Origin of the sequence: Terribacillus sp. 7520-G, assembly GCF_002271665.1 — a bacterium.
In the GTDB taxonomy this organism is placed as follows: domain Bacteria; phylum Bacillota; class Bacilli; order Bacillales; family Amphibacillaceae; genus Terribacillus.
In genome coordinates, this window is record NZ_NQFP01000037.1 from 1 (window position 1) to 25,634 (window position 25,634).

Below are 25,634 nucleotides of genomic sequence, written 5' to 3' on the forward strand. Positions count from 1 at the left end.
AAGATTTCAATGAAATCGAAAAACCACGTTTTCTGCTTAGAGATTTAGCAGGAAACGTGGTTTTTTTGATGTTATTTCAAGCTTCATCTATTTTATATTTTCTGGATTTATGCGGAAACTATCACTGGATGGAGAAGGGGGAAAGATGCTGAATGTTTGACTGGCTGGAAGAGAGAACGATCATCCTGGCTCCAACGGGAAGTTATGCATATGGCACGAATACCGAGGATTCAGATAAAGATTTCAAAGGAATATGCATCCCGCCTGCAAGTTACTTCCTGGGGCTGGATTCCTTCAATGAATATAACAGCAGCGGCGGTAAAAACTTCAAAAACACGAAAGATGATATCGATATCAATATCATCCATATCACGAAGTTCGTCAAGGATGCTATGGCTGGGGTGCCCAATAACATCGAAATATTATTTTTGAATGGAGAGCAGTACTTAAAAGTGACAGACTTGGGGCAGCGGTTAATCGATGATCGGCATTTATTCCTTTCTAAAGCAATCCACAAAAAATTTGGTGGCTATGCCGAGTCCCAGATCCAAAAGCTTAAGCAGAGAAATTCCAGCAGATCCGGCAGACAGGACTTGATCGAGCAGTATGAGTACGACACGAAATTCTTTATGCATAGCGTAAGGCTGCTGACCAGCGCGATTGAGATACTGGAAACAGGCGATTTCAGCACCTACAGGCCAAATCGCGGTTTTTTGCTTGACTGCAGGAATGGTAAATACACATTTGGTGAAGCAGTGGAGCTTATCGAGTCGTTGGATGAAGATCTCCGGAAGGCAGCAGAGGATTCCATGCTTCCGGAAGAGCCGGATCGTCATGCCATTGATGAGCTCTTGGTCAGCATAAATATTTCAGTAATGAAAGAAGAAGGCGGCTGGTAAGTGCCGGCAAAGGTATGAAATACAGGAAGCAGGCAACACTCATAATGCAGACAATAGGTTTTATTCTGCAAATATGAAGGTAAGAGTAAAGAAGAAAAGGAGTGAGTGGGCAAAATGAAACATGTAAAGGCACTATTGATCAAATTCATCATGATTTTAGCTGTTTTATGGATTGTTTTCACTCTGATGTTCGATGCGGAATTCGGTGATACGCTGCTTATGAGTGTCGTCTTGACGATCGCTGCTTATGTGATCGGGGATTTGTTTATCCTCAGCCGATCAGGGGATCGGAGCAAGCCGGATGGTGATTTTACCAAGCGGAATGCAATTGCGACAGTGTGTGATGCCGTCCTCGCATTCATCGTGCTTTGGGTGTTGGGGGAAGCATTGCTGGATCCTGATGATAATGTTGTGCTGGCATCCTTGATTTCCACCGTCGTGATCGGTATCGGCGAGTGGTTCTTCCATCGTTATGTCAATAATCAAGTCATTGAAGATCACAATGCCCAAACTGTTGGTATGTCCTGAATTATGCTATAGTAGAATGAGTTAATGGAAGGAATCCCTATATGGGGATTCCTTTTGCTTGCCGAATGATCAAGGAGGAGGTATCTTGTGGAGGTTTCGATACTGCTGGCTGTTTCTGCAGGATTTCTATCCTTTTTATCCCCGTGTGTCCTTCCGCTTTATCCGGCATTTCTATCCTATTTGACTGGAGTTAATCCGGCTTCATCCAGCGGAAAATCGCATGCCTATGGATGGTTCTTGCATACGATTTTCTTTTTGCTTGGGTTTTCGGCGATTTTCTTATTGCTGGGCTACAGTGCACTGGCATTATCTGAATTACTTTTTGCTTATCAAGCATACATACGTGTCATCGGGGGAGCTTTCCTTATCCTATTGGGAGCGATACAGATAGGATTGCTGGGAGGGAGATGGCAGTCATCCGGAAGCTTGTTTCGTTTTAAGGACAGACCGTCTGGATATGCGGGTTCTTTCCTGATCGGACTGGCCTTTGCCATGGGCTGGACGCCATGTACAGGCCCGATATTGGCGGGGATCATGACGACTGCTGCACTGCAGCCGCTTCAAGCCGTCCCGCTGATGTCGGCTTATGTCCTTGGTTTCAGCATTCCCTTTTTTGTTTGTGGTTTTTTCGGATATCGTCTGCAAAAATTGCAGAGAGCGGGTAAGCTCTTGCATGAAGTGAGCGGCTATTTCCTGATTCTGATCGGCATTTTGCTTCTATTCGATTTGACAACAAGGATAACAGCTTATCTTGGCGGTTTTTTCTCTTTTTACGGTTTTTAAATCGTGAAAAATGCTGCGAAGTAGTTTAAAATATGTAGGGAAAGGGTGTCGATTGTGGAATTTTCACCGAATAATTTAATTTTCAAAACAACAACCGTGCTCATCTCTTTCTTGTTGCTAGGGTTTTCGGTCTATCTGTTCTTTGCAGGCCATAATTCCCCGGGCGGTGGATTCATCGGAGGTCTGGGAACTGCTGCTGCACTGGTGCTTATGTATATGGCATATGGATTTAAGACGGTCAGCAAGGTTCTGCCGATCAATTATCGTGTGTTGACGGTGATGGGTGTGCTGATTGCGGTCCTGACCAGTGCTGGGTCATTCCTATTCGGACAGCCATTCCTGAGCCATACCTTCACGTATATCCATTTGCCGGTACTAGGGGAACTGGAGTTGGCTACAGCGACACTTTTTGATCTGGGGGTATATCTTACCGTTGTCGGTATCGCCCTGACGATCATTCTGTCCATCGCACAAGATCGTTCAAGCAGTGAGGAGAATGTAAGTGGCAAAAATATTGATAGTTGATGATGCAAAATTCATGCGGAAGACATTGCGCGGTCTGCTTACCGAGAACAATCATGAGGTTGTCGGGGAGGCTGCGGATGGACTGGAAGCAGTCTCAAAGTTTCGTGATACCCATCCTGATCTTGTGTTCATGGATATCACGATGCCGCATAAGGATGGGCTTGCAGCCTTGAAGGAGATCATCGGGATGGATCCGGATGCCAAGGTGATCATGTGTTCTGCAATGGGTCAGCAGCGCATCGTCATGCAAGCGATCGAGCTTGGCGCAAAGGATTTTATTACGAAGCCTTTCGAGGATGTCCGAGTGATTGAGACTGTGGAGCGTATTCTCGCTTAAAGAAATGTAAATTGAAAGAAGGTAAGGGTATGACATTACCTGTTATCATCAGTACCATCCTGGTGGCATGTATGGGACTGGCTGTTGCCATGATACGGATGCGGGCTGCAGCCAGACCGGTTACGGCCAAGAAAATCATCCTGCCGCCCCTTTTCATGAGTACCGGAGCGCTGATGTTCATTTTTCCGGTGTTCCGTGTACCTTGGCCGGAGGTTTGGTTTTCATTGGGGGCAGGAATCATTTTTTCCAGTTTGCTGATCCTGACTTCCAATTTTGAAGTCAGGGATCAGGAGATTTTCCTGAAGCCTTCGAAGGCATTCGCAATCATACTTGTCGGTCTCGTGTTTGTCCGGGTTTTACTCAAAGTGGCGATCGGCCAGACGATCGAAATAGGGGAGATGGGCGGTGTCTTCTTCCTGCTGGCCTTTGGCATGATCGCTTCCTGGCGGATTGCAATGCTTTGGAAGTACAAACGGCTTGAAAGAAGCTTGCAAGTCACCTGATGGTGTGAAAAGACTTTCTTCCAGTGAGAAAGTCTTTTTTCATAGACTGAGGACATACAAGTTTTAGGAAAATCATGGCACGAGCGTTTTGTTTTTTGCTTAATTGTAGTAACATACATTACAAAAGGACTTATACATACATAGATGCACGAAGGTCACATAAAAGGGGGCGAAGGAGCTTGAACGAAGACGACTATAAGACAGAGAAAAAGGCAAGGGCGGCTTCATTTGATTCGACAGGCTTTGAGGCACATTCTTTGGCTGAACTTCCGGCACCGCTGCTGCGATGGATCGATGAAAACGGTTTTGATATCGTATTCGTCTGCAGCAGTGATGGGATGATTCGGTATACTTCCACGTCGGTCACGCGGCTGCTGGGCTATTTGCCAGAGGAATTGTTCGGCACGTCTTCTTTGACTTATTTGGATCCATGTGAAGTGCCTGTCCTGAAAAACAGGTTCAAATCAGCGACGGAATGGCCCCAGCGATTCCATTTCACGGCTGTGGATAACAGGGGGAAGCATATATGGATGGAGGCCAGCATCTCACTTGTAAAGGAGCAAGATGCCCCTTATTATATCGGGGTTGCCAAGGATGTCTCCGATAAAAAAGAAATCGAGGAAATGATGTTCCGTTCGGAAAAAATGAGTGTGGCAGGACAGCTTGCAGCTGGGATAGCGCATGAAATCCGTAACCCGCTTACGAGTCTGAAGGGCTTCCTCCAGCTCATCCAGGCGGGTATCAGCCGCAAAGAAGAGTATTACAAGATCATGGTGGATGAGATACAGAAAATCGAAACCATCACTTCCGAGCTTCTATTCATTTCAAAACCTGTAGCGGAAAACAAAGAATCGGAATCGATCCATGAAATGCTGCAGGATGTCATCACCCTGCTGTACTCACAAGCAAGGCTGCAGAATGTCCAGATCAATTTTGAAAAAGGATCGAATAGCAGGCTGCTCTGTGACAGATCTCAAATCAAACAGCTCTTCATCAATCTTATCAAGAATGCACTTGAAGAAATGCCGAATGGCGGCAAGATTGATATACGTCAGCGGCAAGAAGGTGAAGAATGTATAGTGGATGTCGTGGATGAAGGGCCTGGTATCCCGGATGAGGTGCTTGCCAAGCTCAAGGAGCCTTTCTTTACGACAAAGAAAGAAGGTACGGGACTTGGATTGATGATTTGTGCTCAAATACTGGACAAGCATAATGGCAGCCTTGATATCCTTCGAAATGAAATCAAGGGTAGCACATTCAGGGTGTCCCTGCCTGTAACCTTATAATATTTATACATGGCCCCCGCGAGGAGGCCATGTTTTCTTTTACATGTCGTGATGACTATGATGTTTTTGTCTGCTATGATTTTTGTTTTTCACTTTCTTCGACCCGCTCAGCGGCTCATTCACCTTCTCTGGATGTTTTCGCTGTTTCCCTTTCTGATCTCCCATTTCCTCACCTCCACATCAACTATTATCCCTTATGTGAAAGGGCTTATTCGAGGGTTGTCAAAATCTATAGGTAGGCTGCAAAATGCGCTAGGATTCCCTATTTTACGCGTGTTTTTTGCTCTTAATTAATTTACTTATGAATCGTTTTCATTTAGAATAAAAAGTGCAAATCGATGTTAGCTCGTGCTGCTTTATCATAGAATCGTGATAAGCAGGCTAATTCACAAGGGGGTTTGTTCATACGATGGTGGGAAATAATTCATACAATGCAAAGAAGCAGTTTGAATTAAACGGAAAGACGTACAATTACTATCAATTGAAAGCGCTTGAAGAGAAGGGGCTCGGAACAGTCTCTCGCTTGCCATTCTCCATTCGTGTGCTGCTCGAATCACTGATCCGTCAGCATGATGGCTTTGCAATCAAGGACGAGCATGTGGAAGGCTTGGCAAATTGGGGGAATGGGGACATCACCGATGTACCATTCAAGCCTTCCCGTGTCATCCTGCAGGACTTCACCGGGGTACCGGCGGTCGTGGATCTCGCTTCCCTGAGAAAAGCGATGGTAGACCTTGGCGGGGATGCAGACCGGATCAACCCGGAAATCCCTGTTGACCTTGTCATCGACCACTCCGTACAGGTTGATAAGTATGGCACGCAAGACGCACTGAAAGTGAATATGGAATTGGAATTTGAGCGAAACAAAGAACGTTATGAATTTTTGAACTGGGCACAAAAAGCATTCGATAACTATCGTGCCGTTCCGCCGGCAACCGGTATCGTGCACCAGGTCAACCTGGAATACTTGGCTAGTGTGGTCCACGAGAATAAAGAGGAAGACGGAACTTATATTGCTTATCCGGATACGCTTGTCGGTACGGATTCCCATACGACGATGATCAATGGTCTTGGCGTCCTTGGGTGGGGTGTCGGCGGTATCGAAGCGGAAGCAAGCATGCTTGGACAGCCGTCTTACTTCCCTGCACCGGATGTCATCGGGGTCAAATTCGTCGGTACGATGCCGGCAGGCTCGACAGCGACAGATTTGGCGCTGAAAGTGACACAGGTGCTGCGTCAAAAGAACGTAGTCGGAAAATTTGTCGAATTCTTCGGCCCGGGCCTTGCGGATATGCCGCTTGCCGACCGAGCGACGATTTCCAACATGGCGCCGGAATATGGGGCGACATGCGGATTCTTCCCGATTGATGAAGAGACATTGAACTACCTGCATTTGACAGGAAGAAGCAAGGAACAAATCGATCTTGTGGAGAAATATGCAAAGGAAAACGACTTCTGGTACTCTCCGGATGTCCGCGATCCCGAGTATACAGAATTGGTGGAAATCGATCTGTCTGCATTGGAGCCGAACCTATCCGGTCCGAAGCGCCCGCAGGATCTGATTCCGCTTTCCGGCATGCAGAAATCATTCGTTGATTCGATCACGGCACCAGCCGGCAACCAAGGATTCGGCCTTGATAAGAGTGAATTCGATAAATCGGTGGACATCAGCCATCCGGATGGCAAGACATCCACGATGAAAACAGGTGCTGTCGCAATTGCTGCGATCACATCCTGTACGAATACATCCAACCCGTATGTCATGCTCGGGGCAGGACTTCTCGCCAAGAACGCCGTGGAAAAAGGACTTAGCGTCCCGGCATATGTGAAAACCTCCCTGGCTCCTGGTTCCAAGGTAGTTACTCGCTACTTGGCAGATGCAGGATTGACACCTTATCTCGACCAATTGGGCTTCACGCTTGTCGGCTATGGATGTACGACATGCATCGGTAACTCAGGTCCGTTGTCCCCTGAAATCGAGGAAGCGATTGCATCCAGTGATTTGACTGTCGCATCCGTCCTTTCGGGGAACCGTAACTTCGAAGGCCGCATCCATCCGCTTGTCCGGGCGAACTATTTGGCTTCGCCGCCATTGGTTGTGGCTTACGCGCTGGCGGGTACAGTCGATATCGACTTGTACAAAGATCCGATCGGAACGGATAAAGATGGCAACGCGGTATATTTCAAGGATCTATGGCCATCTCCTAAGGAAATCCGTGATGCAGTAGCTGAAGTCGTGACACCGGAAATCTTCCGTAAGGAGTATGAGGATGTCTTCCATTCCAATGAGAAATGGAATGCGATTGCTACGACAGACGAACCACTCTATAAATGGGATCCGGATTCCACTTATATCCAAAACCCGACCTTCTTCGAGAACATCTCCGGAGGAAGCGGTACTGTCGAGCCATTGCAAGGATTGCGTGTAATCGGGAAGTTCGGCGACTCTGTCACCACCGACCATATTTCCCCGGCTGGTGCAATCGCCAAGGATATGCCGGCTGGTAAATATCTGCAAGCCAAAGGTGTGACACCTCGAGAGTTCAACTCCTATGGTTCCCGCCGAGGCAACCATGAGGTCATGATGCGCGGTACATTTGCGAATATCCGCATCCGCAACCAGCTTGCACCGGGAACCGAGGGCGGTTACACAACATACTGGCCGACGGATGAAGTGATGCCGATTTATGATGCAGCAATGAAATACCAAGCTGATCAGACTGGACTGGCTATCTTTGCCGGAGAAGATTATGGTATGGGAAGCTCCCGTGACTGGGCTGCAAAAGGTACGAACTTGCTCGGTATCAAAACCGTCATTGCACAGAGCTTTGAACGGATCCACCGTTCCAACCTCGTCATGATGGGTGTGCTGCCATTGCAGTTCCAGCCTGGTGAAAGTGCTGATTCACTTGGTCTGACTGGCCGTGAGAGCATCGATGTTGCAATCGATGAGAATGTGTCTCCGCGTGATATCGTCAAAGTGAAAGCCACTGCAGAAGATGGAAAAGTGACTGAATTCGAAGCTATAGCACGTTTCGATAGTGAAGTCGAAATCGATTATTATCGTCATGGCGGAATCTTGAACATGGTCCTTCGTGACAAATTACAGCACGCATAAGTATCTATGGGAAGCAGCCGGAATGGCTGCTTCTTTTTTGGTTAGTTTGACTCCTTTCCGCTTACAATAAACGGCGAAGGGGGAATTTGCATGAAACGAGGACTGATCCTCTTGTGCGCTTTTTTGTTCATCTTTCCAACCATCGCCAAAGCCGGTACAGCAGAGCTGAAATCGGTTGAAGCTTTGATAGAAGCAGCCGATGGGAAGCCTGTTGTGATAACGTATTGGGCTACATGGTGTGATACATGCTTGTCGGATCTATCCGAGCTGGAGGAGTTTCGTGCTCTGGTAGGCAGTAAGGTCGGCGTATACAGTATCAATGCGACAAAGAGTGAGCGAAGCGTGAAGCAAGTGAAGAATTTCATCGGGAAAAGCGCACTTCAGGTGCCTGTCTATTTGGATGTGGAAGGTACTGTAGCGCATCAATTCCGCCAAGTAGCGGTTCCTTTTACCATTCTGGTCGATGAATCCGGCAAGCAGCGGATCATTCCCGGTCCCGTGACGAAGGAACAGCTGCAGGAATGGATCGATTAAGGACACACCAGTTCACCTGTATGGCTCCGGTATGCTAAAATGATGGTAGAAAAGGGGGCATACTTGTGGCTCAGACAGAGAAAACCCTGAAAGAACAAGTGATTGCATGGAGTTCAATGGACATCTCACCGCCTCTATCAGAGATAGAGGCGTTACGTATGGCATCAAAGCTGGATTCAGGGGAAGAAGCCCTAAAACAGGGCTTGTATCGAATCATAGCTTTTTACCGGATCATGCGTGTGCAAAAGCAGGATCCGATCAGCAGACAGCTGCTGGCAGAATCGGAGCGGACACATCCAATTGTGCTTGAAATCGATCAATTTGCACAGGTAAGTCAATATTATCAGGCATTGATGGATACGGATTTGCCAGTATGGTCGGTGCGGGAAACAGATTTTGACCCTGCAAAATTAAAGAAATCCCAAAGCTTGTATGGTCAGCTGAATGATATAATGAAAGCTTATCCACGCAGGTTGAATGGCGCAAGCAAATTGGCGGCGGCATACAATCGTTCCTATGAGGAACTGGAGGATTTACTGGTACTCTTGGAACAGACCATCGAAACGATTGAAAACAGGAAGACAGGATCACCTGTCACTGCGATGAATGCAACCGTCCTGCAGATATTGAAATCCCTGGAAGCTGTACAGGATGCACTGCCTGATGTATTAAGCCAGGCAAGTGAAAGCCGTCCGCTTGAAGCCCTGGATCAACTGATAGGTTTACAGGATGTGAAGACATATATTCATGATTATTACCATTATCTGCGCTATCAGCAGGAAAGGAAGCAATTTGGTTTCCAGATGGTGGATGAACCGGGTCTGAATATGGTCATCACCGGCAATCCCGGAACCGGGAAGACGACGATTGCACGTCTTTTGGCCAAGCTTTACCACCAGCTTGGGCTGTTGGACTCCGATCATGTCGTCGAGGTGAACCGCTCTCATCTGGTTGGTTCGTATCTTGGCCAAAGCGAAGAAAATACAACCAATTATGTGCGGCAGGCGATCGGCGGCGTGTTGTTCATTGATGAAGCGTACAGTCTGAAAAGGGAAGGCCAAAGCGGAAATGATTATGGACAGGCAGTGATCGACACGCTTGTTTCCAGTATGACAAGCAGCGAATACGGCGGGAAATTTGCTGTTTTCCTGGCAGGCTATCCCGAGGAGACGCGTCAATTCCTGTTTGCCAATCCAGGACTGCGCAGCCGTATTCCAGATCAGAATTACATCGAGTTACCGGATTTTGAAACCGAGGAGCTTTTGCAGATTGCCGAAAATACGGCGCTTGCCAACGATTTTTTCTTCACTGAGGAAGCATTGCGCCTGGTTGAGGACAAAATCGAACAGGCTCGGGTCGATGAAACATTCGGAAATGCCCGCTCTGTCCGGGATATTGTATTGCGTATCATCTTCCAGAAGGGAGCCGATCGCAAATTGACGACGGAGTCATGGATCGATCATATGACATTATCCGCCCAAGACGTGAAAGATCCAGACCGAAATGAAAAAGAATCAGAACCATTGCAGCAGCTGGATCAATTGATCGGCTTGCAATCGATCAAAGAAGAGGTCAAAAAGCTGTCTTCCTTTGTCCAAATCCAGCAGGAGCGGAAACAAAAAGGGGCTCCGGCAGTGCCGATTCAGCTGCATGCTGTCTTTACCGGCAATCCGGGAACCGGTAAGACGACGATCGCCAAGATCTATGCGGAGATTTTAAAAGAGCGCGGTCTGCTGAAAAGAGGGCATCTGGTAGTTGCTTCAAGAAGTGATTTGGTAGCTGGTTATGTCGGCCAGACAGCAGCTAAGACGAAAACGGTCATCCGTGATGCCCTTGGAGGGGTACTATTCATCGATGAAGCGTACAGCTTATTCCGAGGTGCACAGGATTTCGGTAAAGAAGCAATCGACACGCTTGTGGATGAAATGACGAAGCATAATGAGAATCTCGTCGTGGTACTGGCAGGATACCAGCAGGAAATGAAGCAATTCATCGACAGCAATCCAGGACTTGCTTCACGCTTCAAGAAATATTTCACTTTCCCTGATTACAACAGTGAAGAGCTCGTCGCTATTTTTAAGCATGCAATGGAAAATTATGCATATACGCTCTCGGAAGAAGCGGAAGCTCTCCTTAGGGAACGACTGGAAACAGAAGCTGTTTCCGGCAATGCCAGATTCGTTACGAATCTTCTCGATGAAGCGATTCAGTTCCAATCGCTCCGCCTTGTCGAAGAGGAAGAAAAGCTGGAAATGGATTTATTGAATAAGAAAGATATAGAGAATGCTTGGGAAATGGTAAGGAGAAGTGCTTTATGAAGAAATCGACATCAGAAATAAATGTAAGATATGGAGAAACAGATCAAATGGGAGTCGTGTATCATGCGAATTATCTTATTTGGTTTGAGATCGGGCGAACTGATTTCATCGAGACATTAGGTTTGCATTACGCAGGCATGGAAGAGGATGGCTTTCTTTCCCCGGTTGTGGATGCCCAGCTGAATTTTCACTACCCCGTTCGTTATGGGGAGAAGCCGGTTGTGGATACATGGCTCCGCTCCTATGATGGAATCCGGACACAGTATGGCTATGAAATCAAAAATGAGGATGGCAAACTCTGTGTATCCGGTACAACTACCCATACAGTCGTGAAAAAAGAAAATTTCCGACCTGTTTCGATACGACGTTCACTGCCCGAATGGCATGCTGCTTATTCGAAAGCGCTGGAAGCATAACAGATGGCATTCGGGATCAGACGCGGTGAGTTGCAGCGGTGGAAGGAGCAGGTCCGCCGCGGGGAGATTGCCTTTTTGACCCACTATTGGCTGGATGCCCGGTTCCCGGAAGCAAAAACGGTAACGAAAGCGGGCTGTGCCGATCGGCAGAAGCTGATAGAGTGGGGGGCGCAATATGGTCTGGAGGAAGCATGGATAGATGAGCATGAGGATTTACTGCATTTCGATCTGATAGGGGAACATCAGCTGCGTGTCCTCCAGGCTGAACGGCAATGGGAGCAGTTGGAAAGATTTCACTTATTGCCAAAATAAAAAGCAGTGACCCCTTGATTGGGGATCACTGCTTTTTTTCATGGTGATGATGCTCACAATTCGCACCTGGTACAGGATCGAATCCACCCCGGTGAAAAGGATGACATTTTGAGATGCGCTTGACGGTGAGCCAGCCGCCCTTCCATGCCCCATGCCGTTTGATTGCCTCCAGCCCGTATTGGGAGCATGTCGGATAAAAGCGGCAGGATGGCGGAGTCAGGGGGCTGATGAAGCGCCTGTAAAAACGGATCAAGGCTAAGAATACCTTGTCCATCGGCTTATTCCTCTTCGTCGCGCTTGTCGTAGCTCAATGTCGCCACGGCATCGTGCAAGTGGATCGATTCCTGATTGCTGCAGGATACAGTGAATTTTTCGACATAATCCAGTTCATACAAATCCGCTGCCACAAGACGGACCATGTCTTCGACAAAGCGCGGATTCTCGTAGGCAGTCTCGGTGACCATCTTTTCATCCGGACGCTTCAGGACAGGATGGATACGGGCACTTGCATTGCTTTCCGCAGCCTCGAGCAAATCCTCTTTCCAATCGCGCACATCTTCGTCGAATGCATCTGTCAGCTGTACTTCCATTGACACGATACCACGCTGATTATGTGCACTGTACTCACTGATTTCCTTCGAGCAGGGGCAAAGTGTCGTAACCGTACCGGAAAGCTTAGCCGTGGTCCGGAAGCCTGTTTGCTTGTCGTAAGCGACCTCCAATGTGGCATCCGCATGATTCAATCCAGTCATCCCGGAAGCAGGACCGCTTCGTTCAAAGAACCATGGGAATGTCACTTTCACTCGTGCATCGTCCTGCTTCAGGCGATCGGCAAGCTCAGCGACAAAGGTCTGTAAGCTTTTCACGGAAACGGTGAAGCCATTTTTGTGATACAAATCCAGCTGCTCCGTGAAGCGGCTCATGTTCGTCCCTTTGCTGTCCTGCTGGATGGAGGAGGTGAATTCAAATGTTCCGATCGTTGTCTGCATCGCCGGGCTGGTATTGCTGATCACCTGGATCGGGTGTTTGACCTTCGCGATTCCGACTGCATCTATATGGAAAAGGAAATTCTTTTTCGTGTTCTGTAAGTCGGCCATATCGGCTTTATTTTCTGGTTTTGTCTTCTTGCCTGGAGGCACGGAGCCGAATAATTTATGTCGTTCCGCCTTTGAAGGCAGCTGTTTTTTAGTTGATGTGTGTAGGTGCTGCATGATTGTACTCCTTTCAAAAGTCGCATGGACTAGCTTAAAGTATACCCGATGCGAAGCTGGTAATTCAATTTTCCGAACCGGGTATGCAGGTGCAATGAAAAAAACAATCCCGTTACTTGGAATTGTTTTTCACTAGGAAGGAAGCTTTTGGTTCCTCCCGTCTGATGATACGGACGATGTTCTGCCGATGCTTGTATAGGATGAATATCGCCAAGAGCCCGAGTACGATGGATAAAATGACATCCTGTGCAATGAAGATCGAGACGATGACACCGACGACACCCGCTGTCATGGAGGCAAGTGATACATATTTGCTGAGGAGCAAAACGACGACGAAGCTTGCCAGGATGATGACAAAGAGCCAGGCATTGACACCCAGGATGATCCCGGCTGATGTCGCGACAGCTTTCCCTCCTTTGAAACGGGCGAAGATCGGGTATACGTGACCGATGACCGCCCCGAGTCCGATGACGAGCAGGTATAAGTCCATTCCGAACAGAACGGGCAGGATGGTTGCAATCGTACCTTTCAGGATGTCGGCGATCAGCACGATGGTCCCGGCTTTCTTACCGAGTGTCCGGAACGTGTTCGTAGCACCGAGATTTCCGCTGCCATGCTCTCTTACATCTATATTATAGCTTACCTTGCCGACAATCAGGGCAGATGGAATCGAACCGATGATATAGGCGAGCAGGATGAATAACACGTACTCCATTTTCATTCTCCTTTAACTGCTTAGGCGTTCCTGTTGCTTGCTTATCCATTTTAGCACGAAGTATCATGGAAGGGCATAACTTTTTACATAGTATAGGATTAACTTACCAGAAGCAAGGGTAAAAAACTATTCAGTACATAATACGAGGTGAAGGTATGATTGAGTTCAAAGGTGTACATAAGACATACCCGGATGGTACGGAAGCCATCAAGGATTTCAATTTGAAAGTGCAGGAGGGGGAACTCCTCACGCTGATCGGACCAAGCGGATGCGGCAAAACGACGACGATGAAGATGATCAACAGGCTTGTCGAGCCAACGGCTGGCGAGATATACATAGATGGCAGGCAATTAAAAGATTATAGCATCCATGAGCTTCGCTGGAACATTGGCTATGTCCTGCAGCAAATCGCATTATTTCCGCATATGACAGTCGAAGAGAACATCGCTGTCGTTCCGGAGATGAAAAAGTGGAAGAAGAAAGAAATACATGATCGGGCCAAGGAATTGATGCGGATGGTGGGGATGGAGCCGTCCATCTACTTGAAAAAGAAACCTTCCGAACTATCCGGCGGACAGGCACAGCGCGTAGGTGTCATCCGGGCACTGGCAGCCGATCCGCAGATTTTGCTGATGGATGAACCCTTCAGCGCCTTGGATCCGATCAGCAGGGAAGGGCTGCAAAAGGATATCCGGAAATTGCAGCGGCAAATCAAGAAAACGATAGTGTTTGTCACACATGATATCGATGAAGCGACAGCTTTGGGAGATCGTATCTGCCTCATGAATGCCGGTGAAATCATTCAGGTCGACACGCCGCAGAAATTGATACTGGAGCCGCGTGACTCCTTTGTCCGCAGCTTTATCGGGGATAAAAAATCACCTTGGCAGACTGCCATCGATATCGTCGCTGCCCAATCTGTTTCCCATATCCTGACGCAGACAGCATACGAAGCAGGCGATTTCGATCCAGATCAAGCCTATATCCTGACAAGCGATGACGGCCAATTGCTTTGTGCCGTCGAGCATGGGAAGCAGCAGAATGTCCTCGCTGTGCCGAGTGATATGAATGTCCTGGAAGCAGTGCATGCTTTCGAGGAAGCAGGTGCCAGTATCCTGCCTGTCACAAAAGGTGAAGAGTTGATAGCGACTGTCACACAGCAGGAGCTGCTGCGTTACCTTGCCGGCAAAACCGAAGTCAGGAATGGGGTGGTGACCCAATGAAAGCATTCCTGGAAGTATTCGAACAGCGCAGTGATTCCTTATGGACGGCATTGGCTGAACACTTGCAAATATCGATCATTGCCTTGCTGATCAGTATTGCCATAGCCGTTCCGCTCGGCCTTTTGCTCAGCCGGTCCAAAAAGCTTGCCGAACCGATCATCGCGATAGCGGCAGTCCTGCAGACGATTCCCAGTCTAGCCGTTTTGGCGTTTTTGATTCCGTTGATCGGAATCGGCACGAAGCCGGCAGTTGCAGCACTCATCATTTATGCATTGCTTCCGATACTTCGTAATACATACACCGGGATCGCCGAAGTCGATCCAGCTTTGAAAGAAGCAGCAACGGGCATGGGAATGAATGGTTTCCGCCGCCTCCGCAAAGTCGAGCTGCCATTGGCGATGCCCGTCATCATGGCAGGTATCCGGACAGCTATGGTGATGATCGTCGGTACAACCACGATTGCCGCTTTAATCGGCGCTGGCGGACTCGGGGAACTCATCCTGTTGGGCATCGACCGCGGCGGAGATGTGAACCTCATCCTGCTTGGTGCCATTCCGGCAGCATTGCTTGCCATCCTGCTGGATTTGGTCATCCGGATTTTCGAGCGCACCAGCCGCAGATTCGGTTTCAAGTCGCTGGCTGTCCTGGTTATCGTGGCTGTCATTGGGGTCGTGGCCCCCTTTGCGGCAGCGCAGGATGATCAGCCTGATTTGGTGATAGGCGGCAAGCTGAATGCCGAGCCGACAATTTTGATCAATATGTACAAATTGCTTATCGAGGACCAGACAGATTTACAAGTCGAATTGGAACCGAATCTAGGGAAAACAGATTTTCTTTTCGAAGCCTTGCAAAATGGCAGCATCGATATTTATCCGGAGTTCACCGGTACTGCTCTGGTGACATTATTAGGCGAACAAGCAGAAAGCAATGATGGTCAGCAAGTGTATGAGCAGGCCAAAGCAGGTATGGCAGAAGCTTTCGAAATGGCATATCTGGAACCGATGGCGTACAATAATACGTATACACTTGCTGTGAAACGATCCTATGCGGAGGAGAATGACCTGCAGACGATTGCGGACCTTAGGAAAATGGACGATGAGATGACAGCGGGCTTCACATTGGAGTTCAGCGATCGGGAAGATGGTTATCTGGGCATCCAGGATGTCTATGGCGTGGAGTTCGGGGAGCTGAGGACGCTGGATCCCGGCATCCGTCAGCAGGCGATCGAAGCCGATGATGTCGATGTCATCGATGCTTACTCGACCGACAGTTATATCAGGGATTTGGATCTTGTCACACTGGATGATCCTGAGAATCTGTTCCCGCCGTACCAAGGTGCTCCGCTGATGCGCCAGGAGACACTTGAGGAATACCCGGAGCTTGCGGACATATTGGGTCAGCTTGCGGGCAAGATAACAGATGAGCAGATGACAGAGATGAATTACCAAGTCGATTTCAAAAAGAAGCAGCCTGAGGACGTCGCAAGGGACTTCCTCGAACAGGAAGGTCTGCTCTGAAAGAAGGGGGTATGTCAAATGGCATTCCAGAATCCGGAAAATGAACAGATTCGTGACATATTGCGGAAAGCGAAGACGATTGCGGTAGTGGGACTGTCCGATTCACCGGACAGGACATCTCACGGTGTTTCCCGTGCGATGCAGCAGGCAGGCTACAGGATCATACCGGTCAATCCGAATGTGACCGAAGTCCTCGGCGAGAAAGCCTATCCCAGCTTGGCTGATGTACCCGATGAGATCGATATCATCAATGTCTTCCGCCGATCGGAGTACCTGCCGGGATTGGCAAGGGAAGCAAGCAGGACGAATGCTCGCGTATTCTGGGCCCAGCAAGGCGTTCATGATGAAGGAGCAGCTGCTTACTTGGAACAGGAAGGTTTTACGGTCTTGATGGACTTATGTATCAAAGTCGCACATAGCGTACTTGTCGGGCCATCCGGCAAATGAACATACCCCATCTGCATACAGGCAGATGGGGTTCTTGTATCAATAGCGTATAATGGAACCAATGCAGAAAAATGAAGGAGGAAGAATCGTGGTTTTAGATGGAAAATTGGATGCCTCCTACACGGCATTGCCTGAGACTTTTTATACCAGAATGTCACCAAATCCGGTCAGGGATCCGCAAATGGTAAAATGGAACGAGGAACTGGCTGAACAGCTTGGCATCGGACAAGAAGGTGCTCTCGATCACTTGGCAGGCAACTCCTTCCCTGAAGGGGCACAGCCGATTGCACAAGCATATGCGGGTCATCAATTCGGCAATTTCACGATGCTTGGGGACGGAAGGACCATCCTCCTCGGGGAATGGCAAAATCGATCGGGCCAAAAAGTGGATATCCAGTTGAAGGGCGCCGGCCGCACCCCATATTCCAGGGGCGGGGATGGACGTGCAGCGCTTGGGCCGATGCTCAGGGAATACATCATCAGTGAAGCGATGCATGGGCTCGGCATCCCGACGACGCGCAGCTTGGCTGTCGTTTCCACGGGTGAACCGGTTTACCGGGAAACGGCATTGCCTGGCGCGGTATTAACCAGGATTGCGTCAAGCCATATCCGGGTGGGGACATTCGAATATGCCAGAAGATTTTGTTCGGAAACCGACTTGATAGCCTTGGCAGATTACAGCATAGAGCGTCATTATCCTGAGCTGGCTGGAGAGCCTGATAAGTATGTGCGCTTTTTCCGAGCGGTGATGGAACGACAGGCGGAACTGCTGGCGAAATGGGTGGGTGCCGGCTTCATCCATGGCGTGATGAACACGGATAATATGACGATCAGCGGCGAAACGATCGATTACGGCCCTTGTGCCTTCCTGGATGCATACAAGCCGATGACGGCTTTCAGCTCCATAGATATCCAGGGACGCTATGCCTATGCCAACCAGCCGCCGATCGCAGCTTGGAACCTGGCGCGATTTGCCGAAGCATTGCTTCCCTTATTCGATTCGATTCCAGCAGAGGCAGTGAAACAAGCAGAAGACACGCTCCGTGAATTTCCGCAGATTTATAGGAAATGCTGGCTCGATATCATGTACAGGAAAATTGGAATCACAGGTGCAAAAGAGAGCGATGAAGCACTTGTGGAGGATATACTTGGCTGGATGGAGCAAGCGGGGGCGGATTACACGAATACCTTCCGCGCATTGACGATAGGCGATACAGCTGCACTTGAACAGGCGGAGGGCTTTGCATCATGGAAAAAGCGCTGGGATGACCGGATCGGAGCTGAAGGAATCGAGGCTGCACGTGACTTGATGCGTCAATCCAATCCCAGCATCATCCCGCGCAATCATTTGGTGGAGGAAGCACTGGATGCTGCCGGAAATGGTGATTATACGCTGTTTGATCGGCTGTGTGAGCTTGTGTCTGATCCCTTCAGTTATGAGCCGGTCGACTCAAAATTCACCGAAGATCCGCCTGAGCCGAAGGAGCCTTTCCAAACATTTTGCGGAACCTGATATTGGCCTGCCCCCAGGGCAGGTATACATAAATGTGAAAATAAGAACAATGATAGCAATGATTTATATTCCAGATGGATCCAGACTGTCTTATGAAAGCAAAACACGATGAAAATGGCACCAAATGGACGATTAATTATATGAAAACCCAAAATGTGGATTGATTGACTGGCATTATTCTGCTACTTTTAATTAGGCATACACTGGACTCTGCAAAGCGAGGGAGCCAGTTTACAAGAACATATGTTTGCGTTATGATGAACATAACGTACTGTCGTTTTCCAGTGAACGGATGGATGAATGACTTGGAAACAGTTTTTTTGTTCGAAGAAGGGAGCCGATGTGGCATTGGTAAAACAAGCATCGCATTATTCAGATGACTCGATTCAAGTGCTCGAGGGGCTTGAAGCGGTCAGGAAGCGGCCCGGCATGTATATCGGTAGCACTGACAGCCGGGGATTGCATCATTTAGTTTATGAAATAGTCGATAACAGTGTCGATGAAGCACTGGCAGGCTACGGAGAAAAAATCAATGTGACAATTCATCAGGATAACAGTATTTCTGTCGAGGATTTCGGCCGCGGTATGCCAACGGGTATGCATGCTACCGGAAGGCCTACTCCCGAGGTGATTTTCACTGTGCTGCATGCAGGCGGTAAATTCGGCCAGGGCGGCTATAGCACGAGCGGCGGCTTGCACGGCGTCGGGGCATCTGTCGTCAATGCCCTGTCCGAATGGCTCGAAGTGACGATCCATCGGGATGGAAATATTTATACGCAGCGATTCGAAAATGGCGGCAAGCCTGTCACTTCGCTTGTGAAGCAAGGCAAGACGAAAAAGACAGGCACGAGCATCCACTTCAAGCCGGATCCGTCCATGTTCTCTACCACCAGCTACAATTTTGATACGCTGGCTGAACGTCTGCGCGAAGCGGCATTCCTGCTTAAGGGTGTGGCGTTCCATATCACGGATAAGCGCAGCGGGAAAGAGGAGACATATGTGTATCCTGACGGCCTGCAGTCTTTCGTTGACTATCTGAACGAGGAGAAGGATACGCTCCATCCCGTCCTTGCCTTCGAAGGCGAGCAGCAAGGAATCGAGATATTCTTTGCTTTCCAGTTCAATGATGGTTACACAGAAACGATGCTCAGCTTCGTCAACAACGTCCGCACCAAAGACGGCGGTACCCATGAAGCAGGAGCGAAATCCGGGATGACACGCGTCTTCAATGAGTACGCACGCCGGAATGGATTGCTGAAAGAAAAAGATAAAAACCTCGAAGGGACAGATATCCGCGAAGGATTGACAGCAATCGTCAGTGTCCGGATACCGGAGGCACTGCTTCAATTCGAAGGACAGACGAAGAGCAAGCTGGGTACTTCCGAAGCCCGCTCTGCGGTCGATGCCCTCGTATCGGAGAAACTTTCTTACTTCCTTTCTGAGAATCCCGATATTGCAGGTATGCTCGTAAAGAAAGCAATCCGGGCCAAGGAAGCAAGGGAAGCAGCGCGCAAGGCACGCGAAGATGCGCGCAGCGGCAAGAAGAAGAAGCGGAAAGATACATTGCTGAGCGGGAAGCTTACACCAGCCCAATCCCGCAATCCGCAAAAGAACGAACTGTATTTGGTGGAGGGTGATTCCGCCGGCGGTTCCGCCAAGCAGGGACGCGACCGGAAATTCCAGGCGGTGCTGCCTTTGCGCGGTAAGGTCATCAACACGGAGAAAGCCAAACTGCAGGATGTCATGAAAAATGAGGAGATCTCGACGATCATCCATACAATAGGTGCAGGTGTCGGAGCTGATTTCACTTTGGAGGATGTACAGTATGACAAAGTGGTCATCATGACGGATGCCGATACCGACGGCGCGCATATACAGATCCTGCTGCTCACATTCTTCTACCGGTATATGAAGGAATTGATCGAAGCAGGCAAAGTATTCATCGCCCTCCCGCCTTTGTACAAGCTATCCAAAGGCAAAGGCAAAAAAGAAGTCATCCGCTATGCTTGGAGCGATGAGGAGATGCGTGAAATCATCCAGGAAATGAAAAACGGCTATGCCATCCAGCGCTACAAAGGACTAGGCGAGATGAATGCCGATCAGCTTTGGGAAACGACGATGGATCCCGAGACACGAACGCTGATCCGTGTGACGATCGAGGATTTCGCCCGTGCAGAGCGCCGGATCACGACACTGATGGGTGACAAAGTGGAACCGCGGCGTAAATGGATCGAGAGTAATGTCGCTTTCGGTATGGAAGAAGACGGGAATATCCTCGAAAACGATAAGCTGCATAACTAAGGGGGATTTCTTTTGGAAAACTATTTGGATTTGCCATTGGAGGAAGTCATCGGAGACCGATTCGGCAGATACAGTAAATATATCATTCAAGACCGAGCGCTGCCGGATGCCCGGGATGGCCTCAAACCGGTGCAGCGCCGGATTTTATACGCGATGTTCGATGAGCGGAACACACATGATAAACCGTTCCGGAAGGCAGCCAAGACTGTCGGTACGGTAATCGGTAACTTCCACCCGCACGGGGACAGTTCGGTATATGAAGCGATGGTCCGGCTCAGTCAGACCTGGAAAGTACGCAATGTGCTGGTTGAGATGCATGGGAATAACGGCAGTGTGGATGGTGACCCGCCGGCAGCGATGCGTTATACGGAAGCGAGACTATCCAGCATCGCTTCTGAACTGCTGCGGGATATCGATAAGAATACCGTCGAATTCGTCCCGAACTTTGACGATACGAACGCGGAGCCGACTGTTCTCCCGGCCAAGTTCCCGAATCTGCTCGTAAATGGTTCAACGGGTATCTCTGCTGGTTATGCCACTGAAATACCTCCGCACCATCTTGGCGAAGTGATCGATGCCGTCATCATGCGCATGGACAAGCCGAACAGCACGGTGGATGAACTGATGACGGTCATGAAGGGACCGGATTTCCCGACAGGCGGCATCATCCAGGGCGTCGATGGAATCAAGAAGGCGTATGAGACGGGAAAAGGCAAAATCATCGTTCGCGGCAAAACGAGCATCGAGGATATCAAAGGCGGCAAGCAGCAAATCGTCATAGATGAAATTCCGTATGAAGTGAATAAAGCGAATCTCGTCAAAAGGATGGATGAGCTCCGCCTAGACCGAAAAGTGGAAGGTATTGCAGAGGTTCGTGACGAAACCGACCGCACCGGTATGCGAATCGTCGTCGAGCTCAAAAAAGAGGCGGATGCACAGGGGATCCTGCATTATCTGTACAAAAATACGGATTTGCAGATTTCTTACAACTTCAACATGGTCGCCATCAAAGACAAGACGCCGCAGCTGCTTGGTTTGGCGAGCTTGCTTGATGCGTATATCGAACACCAAAAGGAAGTCGTTACGAGACAATCTGCTTACAATTTGCAAAAAGCAAAAGACCGCAAGCATATCGTCGAAGGTCTGATTAAAGCAATCTCCATCCTGGATGAGTTGATTGCGACAATCCGCGCTTCCAAGGATAAAGCCGATGCCAAACAGCGGATCGAGGCAGCTTACGGCTTTACCGAGGCCCAGGCAGAGGCGATTGTGAACCTGCAGCTTTATCGTTTGACGAACACGGATATCACCGCACTGCAGCGGGAAGCAGACGAGCTGGATGAGCAGATCCAAAAGCTCGAGGATATCCTTAAAAACGAAAAGACGTTGCTTAAAGTGATCAAGCAGGATCTGCGGGCAATCAAGAAAAATTATCACACCGACCGCCTCACGCAGATCGAAGATGAAATCGAGGAATTGAAAATCAACCTCGAGGTCATGGTCGCATCCGAGGACGTATTGGTGACTGTCACACATGATGGTTACATCAAACGGACAAGCCTTCGATCCTATCAGGCTTCCAATGGGGAAGATTTGGCTATCAAGGAAGAAGATCATCTGATCGGCATGCAGGAGATCAATACAACCGACAAGCTGCTCGTCTTCACGAATAAAGGGAAATTCATATTCATGCCGGTGCATGAGCTGCCGGATATCCGCTGGAAAGACCAAGGGCAGCATCTTGCCAATATCGCAAGCATGGACAAGGACGAAAAAGTCATTGCCAGCATTCCGGTCCGTGATTTCAAACAAGCCGGCTACCTTGTCTTCTTCACTAAAAATGGCATGGTGAAACGCAGTGAGCTCAAGCTTTACGAAGCGACACGCGCTAACAAGTCACTTACCGCAATCAATCTGAAAGCGGACGACGAAGTGTGCCACGTAGCCCTGACTGATGGTAACAAACAGCTATTCATGGCAACGAATTCGGGATATGGCCTATGGTTTACCGAAGAAGAGGTCACTCCGATCGGCATACGGGCAGCAGGTGTGAAAGGAATGCAGTTGAAGGAAGATGAATATATTGTCGGTGCCCAGACATTTGGCCAGCAGCATTCCCCAAGTGTAGTCGTCATCACACATAGGGGGTCTGCAAAACGGATGAAATTGAAGGAATTCGAGCCAAGCGGCCGAGCAAAACGAGGTGTTGTGATGCTTCGTGAACTCAAGAAGAATCCGCATCGGATCGTCGGATTCTATGTATTGGAAGATGCTGCAGCGATTCATCTGGTGACGAAGGATAAACAGGATCATATTCTTGAGCCTATGAATCTGAATGCCAATGATCGTTATAGCAATGGCTCTTATGTTTTGGATACGGATAAGCATGGGGAAGTCATCGCAACTTATCCTGAAGCGATTTATGAAACTGTATTTTCTCAAGAAAAAGATTAAATTTACAATAATATCATTATGTAAACCAAGAGGGGCATTGAGCCTCTCTTTTTTCTGCACAATAAGCCCTCTGTAAGGATAGAATAATTGACAGGCAGCACAAATGACATGGTATAGTTTTACGTATAGCATATGGAACGGGGGAGCAGAATGGATAATCGTACGTTCAGAGATGCAATGGGGAAATTTGCGACAGGTATTACCATTGTTACAACCGATGTGGCAGGTGAGACAAAAGGGATGACGGTGAATGCCTTTATGTCTGTATCACTGGAGCCGAAGCTCATAGCTGTTTCAATCGATAAAAAAGCGTCCTTATATAATGTTTTACAGACAAATCCCACATTCGGTGTCAGTGTCCTGAGAGAGGAACAAAAGGATATCAGTATGGTATTTGCCAAACAGAAAGAAGAAGAGCCCGTGCCGATCATTGCGCTGCATGACGTACCGGTCGTAGAAGATGCCCTAGTCAATCTGGCGTGTAAAACAGTCGACAAAGTGATGGCTGGCGATCATATGATCATCATTGGGGAAGTCGAGGACTTGCTGCTGCGTGATGGTGATCCGGTGCTGTACTTTGGCGGTAATTATCGAGAAATCAAATCGATCTGAGGAAGGGAGCCCAGCCTATGGATCAGACGACAATCCTGGTAGTGGAAGATGAAAAGAAAATGGCGAGGCTGCTTCAGCTGGAACTGGAGCATGAAGGCTTCGCTGTTGATGTGAAGTACGATGGCCTGGATGCATTGGAAGCATTTTATGCTAACAGCTATCAATTCATCTTGCTGGATGTGATGCTGCCATCATTGAGCGGGATGGAGCTGCTTCGGCGCATCCGCAAGCAAGATGCCCATGTACCGGTCATGCTGCTGACGGCAAGAGATGCTGTACCGGATAAGGTGAGCGGTTTTGATCTTGGTGCCACTGATTATATGACGAAGCCATTCGAGATTGAAGAATTATTGGCGCGTATTCGAGCCCACCTTCGTCATACCGTGATGGCTGTCGTGCCAGAGCCAGTGCTCCAGGTCGGTGACTTGACGCTTGATGAGAAAACAAGAACGGTCAAACGCGGCAAAAAGGAATTGGAGCTGACACCGCGCGAATATGATTTGCTTTTATTCCTGATGAAGCACGAAAAGCAAGTTCTGACACGGGATCAGCTGCTGGAGAGGGTTTGGGGCTTCCAATATGCGGGAGACACGAATGTAGTCGATGTGTATATCCGCTATTTAAGGAAAAAAATCGATGCAGATGAAAAACATAAGCTGATCAAGACGGTGCGGGGAGTCGGATATACAATCAAGGATGAAGAGAAGTGAAGCTGCGCACAAGGATCCAGCTATACATAATCGTTACCCTCGTGATCCTGTTATTGGTCGTGAATATGTCCATTTACTTCCTGTTCCGGGAGGTAAGCCTGGATAACAGTGTCGAACGGCTGCATGAACAAGGCCGTGCTTTGGCTGAGACAGCTGCGACTGTCGATTGGAAGGATACATCGCGCAGCAGTCTTTTTCAGGCGGATCTGCCGACTGAAGGAATGGTGCGATTCATTGGCTCTGACGGCAAAAGTGAAGGTGTGATAACAAGAGCGGAAAAATACCGGGAGCTCCCATTTACTTTCACATCACAGGAACGGGATCAAACCTTTTATCATGACGGCAGCTGGTATGCAGTAGTATCCATCCCGGTGATTCGGGATAATGGCATTTATACGATGCAGGTTGTCGAAGAGCTTGTCAGTCTTCAGCAGACGTTTCAAGTATTGAAATACAGCCTGACGATAGCTGGGCTGATCATTTTGATTCCCTCGATCTTCGGCGGCCGACTGCTGGGCAGCTTCTTGCTGCGGCCGATCCTTGCCCTGACTTCAGCCATGCAGACAATCCGCAATAGCGGGAAATGGAAGCGTATGGAAATGGAAAATAGAAGTAATGATGAATTGCAGACCCTGAGTGATACTTTCAATGAAATGGTCGATCAGCTGGAAGAGAACTTTACCAAGCAGCAGCAGTTCGTTTCCGATGCCTCGCATGAACTGAAAACGCCAATCAGCATCATCAAGAGCTACAGCAAGCTGCTGGATCGATGGGGGGCGGATGATCCTGCTGTCCAGCAGGAAGCTGTCCAAGCGATTCATAGCGAGACAGAACGGATGCAGGCATTGGTAGACCAATTATTGATTTTGGCAAAAGATGACCCAGCATTGCTGCAAAAAGAACCCGTCGATCTCGGTAGAATAGCTGAAGGCTGTGCTGCAGCTATGGAAACAGCTCACCAGAGGGAAATCAGCCTTCATATCGAGCAGGAGGTTGTCGTCAAAGCAGATGCCAATATGCTGAAGCAGGTTGTCTATATACTGCTGAGCAATGGCATAAAATACAGTGACGAGCGAATCGAAATCGTTGTTGAAGCTGCTCGGGATGAAGCGGTCTTGTCCGTCACCGACCAGGGCGAAGGACTCGATGAGCAAGATCAGCGGCGTATTTTCGATCGATTTTATCGGGTCGATAAAGCCCGCACCCGCGAGAAGGGAGGCAGCGGCCTTGGCTTGGCCATTGCCAAACAGCTGGTAGGACTGCATGATGGAGAGATTGAAGTGGACAGCATCCTGGGCAAAGGATCTACATTCACGATCCGGCTGCCACTCTAGCTTCTCATGAAATTCTAATAAAGCAATCACCATTTCTT

25 protein-coding genes are annotated in these 25,634 nt (G+C 48.7%); 21 read left to right on the forward strand and 4 right to left on the reverse strand.

What is annotated here, in order from left to right:
- Positions 1 to 152 precede the first annotated feature (152 nt).
- From CHH53_RS13210 to CHH53_RS13240, 7 genes are all read left to right on the forward strand, one after another.
- Positions 153 to 899: a nucleotidyltransferase domain-containing protein gene (locus CHH53_RS13210; RefSeq protein WP_095216597.1), complete on the forward strand. Its 747-nt coding sequence runs from the start codon at positions 153 to 155 to the stop codon at positions 897 to 899.
- Between the two features lie 114 nt (positions 900 to 1,013).
- A complete protein-coding gene (locus CHH53_RS13215; protein ID WP_095216598.1) occupies positions 1,014 to 1,427 on the forward strand; it encodes a YndM family protein in 414 nt (137 codons plus the stop codon).
- Positions 1,428 to 1,514: 87 nt separating this feature from the next.
- Positions 1,515 to 2,210 carry a cytochrome c biogenesis CcdA family protein gene (locus CHH53_RS13220; RefSeq protein WP_095216599.1) on the forward strand — a complete coding sequence of 232 codons (696 nt, stop codon included), beginning with the start codon at positions 1,515 to 1,517 and terminating at the stop codon, positions 2,208 to 2,210.
- A 54-nt stretch (positions 2,211 to 2,264) separates the two neighbouring features.
- On the forward strand, positions 2,265 to 2,735 hold the full coding sequence (locus CHH53_RS13225; protein WP_095216600.1) for a Na(+)/H(+) antiporter subunit B: 471 nt from the start codon (positions 2,265 to 2,267) through the stop codon (positions 2,733 to 2,735).
- 13 nt (positions 2,736 to 2,748) lie between these two features.
- A complete protein-coding gene (locus CHH53_RS13230) occupies positions 2,749 to 3,072 on the forward strand; it encodes a response regulator (RefSeq protein ID WP_233135105.1) in 324 nt (107 codons plus the stop codon).
- A gap of 29 nt (positions 3,073 to 3,101) precedes the next feature.
- Positions 3,102 to 3,575, forward strand: a complete 474-nt coding sequence (locus CHH53_RS13235) for a CcdC family protein (RefSeq protein WP_095216602.1) — start codon at positions 3,102 to 3,104, stop codon at positions 3,573 to 3,575.
- A 179-nt stretch (positions 3,576 to 3,754) separates the two neighbouring features.
- Positions 3,755 to 4,861 (forward strand): ATP-binding protein, encoded by a 1,107-nt coding sequence (locus tag CHH53_RS13240; RefSeq protein WP_233135102.1) that lies wholly within the window; start codon positions 3,755 to 3,757, stop codon positions 4,859 to 4,861.
- 39 nt (positions 4,862 to 4,900) lie between these two features.
- Here the strand turns inward: CHH53_RS13240 and CHH53_RS13245 are convergent, their stop codons facing one another.
- Entirely contained in the window at positions 4,901 to 5,026 is a 126-nt protein-coding gene (locus CHH53_RS13245) for a small acid-soluble spore protein P (RefSeq protein WP_095216604.1), read from the reverse strand.
- 244 nt (positions 5,027 to 5,270) lie between these two features.
- On the opposite strand from CHH53_RS13245, the gene acnA reads away from it, so the two are divergent.
- The 5 genes from acnA (at position 5,271) to CHH53_RS13270 (ending at position 11,559) form a co-directional block, all read left to right on the forward strand.
- Positions 5,271 to 7,979: an aconitate hydratase AcnA gene (gene acnA / locus CHH53_RS13250; protein ID WP_095216605.1), complete on the forward strand. Its 2,709-nt coding sequence runs from the start codon at positions 5,271 to 5,273 to the stop codon at positions 7,977 to 7,979.
- A gap of 90 nt (positions 7,980 to 8,069) precedes the next feature.
- Complete coding sequence (locus CHH53_RS13255; protein ID WP_095216606.1) at positions 8,070 to 8,513, forward strand: TlpA family protein disulfide reductase; 444 nt, start codon at positions 8,070 to 8,072, stop codon at positions 8,511 to 8,513.
- A 65-nt stretch (positions 8,514 to 8,578) separates the two neighbouring features.
- Positions 8,579 to 10,831, forward strand: a complete 2,253-nt coding sequence (locus tag CHH53_RS13260) for an AAA family ATPase (protein WP_340082100.1) — start codon at positions 8,579 to 8,581, stop codon at positions 10,829 to 10,831.
- On the forward strand, positions 10,828 to 11,247 hold the full coding sequence (locus CHH53_RS13265) for an acyl-CoA thioesterase (RefSeq protein WP_095216607.1): 420 nt from the start codon (positions 10,828 to 10,830) through the stop codon (positions 11,245 to 11,247). Before CHH53_RS13260 ends, CHH53_RS13265 begins: the two co-directional genes overlap by 4 nt.
- A gap of 3 nt (positions 11,248 to 11,250) precedes the next feature.
- Positions 11,251 to 11,559, forward strand: coding sequence for a hypothetical protein (locus CHH53_RS13270; RefSeq protein ID WP_095216608.1), 309 nt, complete (start codon positions 11,251 to 11,253; stop codon positions 11,557 to 11,559).
- A 25-nt stretch (positions 11,560 to 11,584) separates the two neighbouring features.
- Here CHH53_RS13270 and yidD read toward each other — a convergent pair whose 3' ends face one another.
- From yidD to plsY, 3 genes are all read right to left on the reverse strand, one after another.
- Positions 11,585 to 11,833 carry a membrane protein insertion efficiency factor YidD gene (gene yidD / locus CHH53_RS13275; protein WP_095216609.1) on the reverse strand — a complete coding sequence of 83 codons (249 nt, stop codon included), beginning with the start codon at positions 11,831 to 11,833 and terminating at the stop codon, positions 11,585 to 11,587.
- A gap of 4 nt (positions 11,834 to 11,837) precedes the next feature.
- Positions 11,838 to 12,770 carry a GTP cyclohydrolase FolE2 gene (folE2, locus tag CHH53_RS13280; protein ID WP_095216610.1) on the reverse strand — a complete coding sequence of 311 codons (933 nt, stop codon included), beginning with the start codon at positions 12,768 to 12,770 and terminating at the stop codon, positions 11,838 to 11,840.
- 112 nt (positions 12,771 to 12,882) lie between these two features.
- Positions 12,883 to 13,485: a glycerol-3-phosphate 1-O-acyltransferase PlsY gene (gene plsY, locus CHH53_RS13285; protein WP_095216611.1), complete on the reverse strand. Its 603-nt coding sequence runs from the start codon at positions 13,483 to 13,485 to the stop codon at positions 12,883 to 12,885.
- Between the two features lie 155 nt (positions 13,486 to 13,640).
- Between plsY and CHH53_RS13290 the strand changes: the two genes are divergently transcribed.
- From CHH53_RS13290 to CHH53_RS13330, 9 genes are all read left to right on the forward strand, one after another.
- Positions 13,641 to 14,708, forward strand: a complete 1,068-nt coding sequence (locus tag CHH53_RS13290) for an ABC transporter ATP-binding protein (protein WP_095216612.1) — start codon at positions 13,641 to 13,643, stop codon at positions 14,706 to 14,708.
- Positions 14,705 to 16,225 carry an ABC transporter permease/substrate-binding protein gene (locus tag CHH53_RS13295; RefSeq protein WP_095216613.1) on the forward strand — a complete coding sequence of 507 codons (1,521 nt, stop codon included), beginning with the start codon at positions 14,705 to 14,707 and terminating at the stop codon, positions 16,223 to 16,225. The genes CHH53_RS13290 and CHH53_RS13295 overlap by 4 nt, the downstream gene beginning before the upstream one ends.
- Before the next feature lie 18 nt (positions 16,226 to 16,243).
- Entirely contained in the window at positions 16,244 to 16,672 is a 429-nt protein-coding gene (locus tag CHH53_RS13300) for a CoA-binding protein (RefSeq protein ID WP_095216614.1), read from the forward strand.
- 61 nt (positions 16,673 to 16,733) lie between these two features.
- On the forward strand, positions 16,734 to 18,185 hold the full coding sequence (locus tag CHH53_RS13305; RefSeq protein ID WP_095216648.1) for a protein adenylyltransferase SelO: 1,452 nt from the start codon (positions 16,734 to 16,736) through the stop codon (positions 18,183 to 18,185).
- 300 nt (positions 18,186 to 18,485) lie between these two features.
- Positions 18,486 to 20,486 (forward strand): DNA topoisomerase IV subunit B, encoded by a 2,001-nt coding sequence (parE, locus tag CHH53_RS13310; RefSeq protein WP_198946052.1) that lies wholly within the window; start codon positions 18,486 to 18,488, stop codon positions 20,484 to 20,486.
- A gap of 12 nt (positions 20,487 to 20,498) precedes the next feature.
- Entirely contained in the window at positions 20,499 to 22,940 is a 2,442-nt protein-coding gene (parC, locus tag CHH53_RS13315; protein ID WP_095216615.1) for a DNA topoisomerase IV subunit A, read from the forward strand.
- Between the two features lie 150 nt (positions 22,941 to 23,090).
- Entirely contained in the window at positions 23,091 to 23,552 is a 462-nt protein-coding gene (locus tag CHH53_RS13320) for a flavin reductase family protein (RefSeq protein WP_095216616.1), read from the forward strand.
- Positions 23,553 to 23,569: 17 nt separating this feature from the next.
- Entirely contained in the window at positions 23,570 to 24,262 is a 693-nt protein-coding gene (locus CHH53_RS13325; RefSeq protein ID WP_095216617.1) for a response regulator transcription factor, read from the forward strand.
- Positions 24,259 to 25,596, forward strand: a complete 1,338-nt coding sequence (locus CHH53_RS13330; protein WP_095216618.1) for a sensor histidine kinase — start codon at positions 24,259 to 24,261, stop codon at positions 25,594 to 25,596. Before CHH53_RS13325 ends, CHH53_RS13330 begins: the two co-directional genes overlap by 4 nt.
- The last annotated feature ends 38 nt before the right edge of the window (positions 25,597 to 25,634 follow it).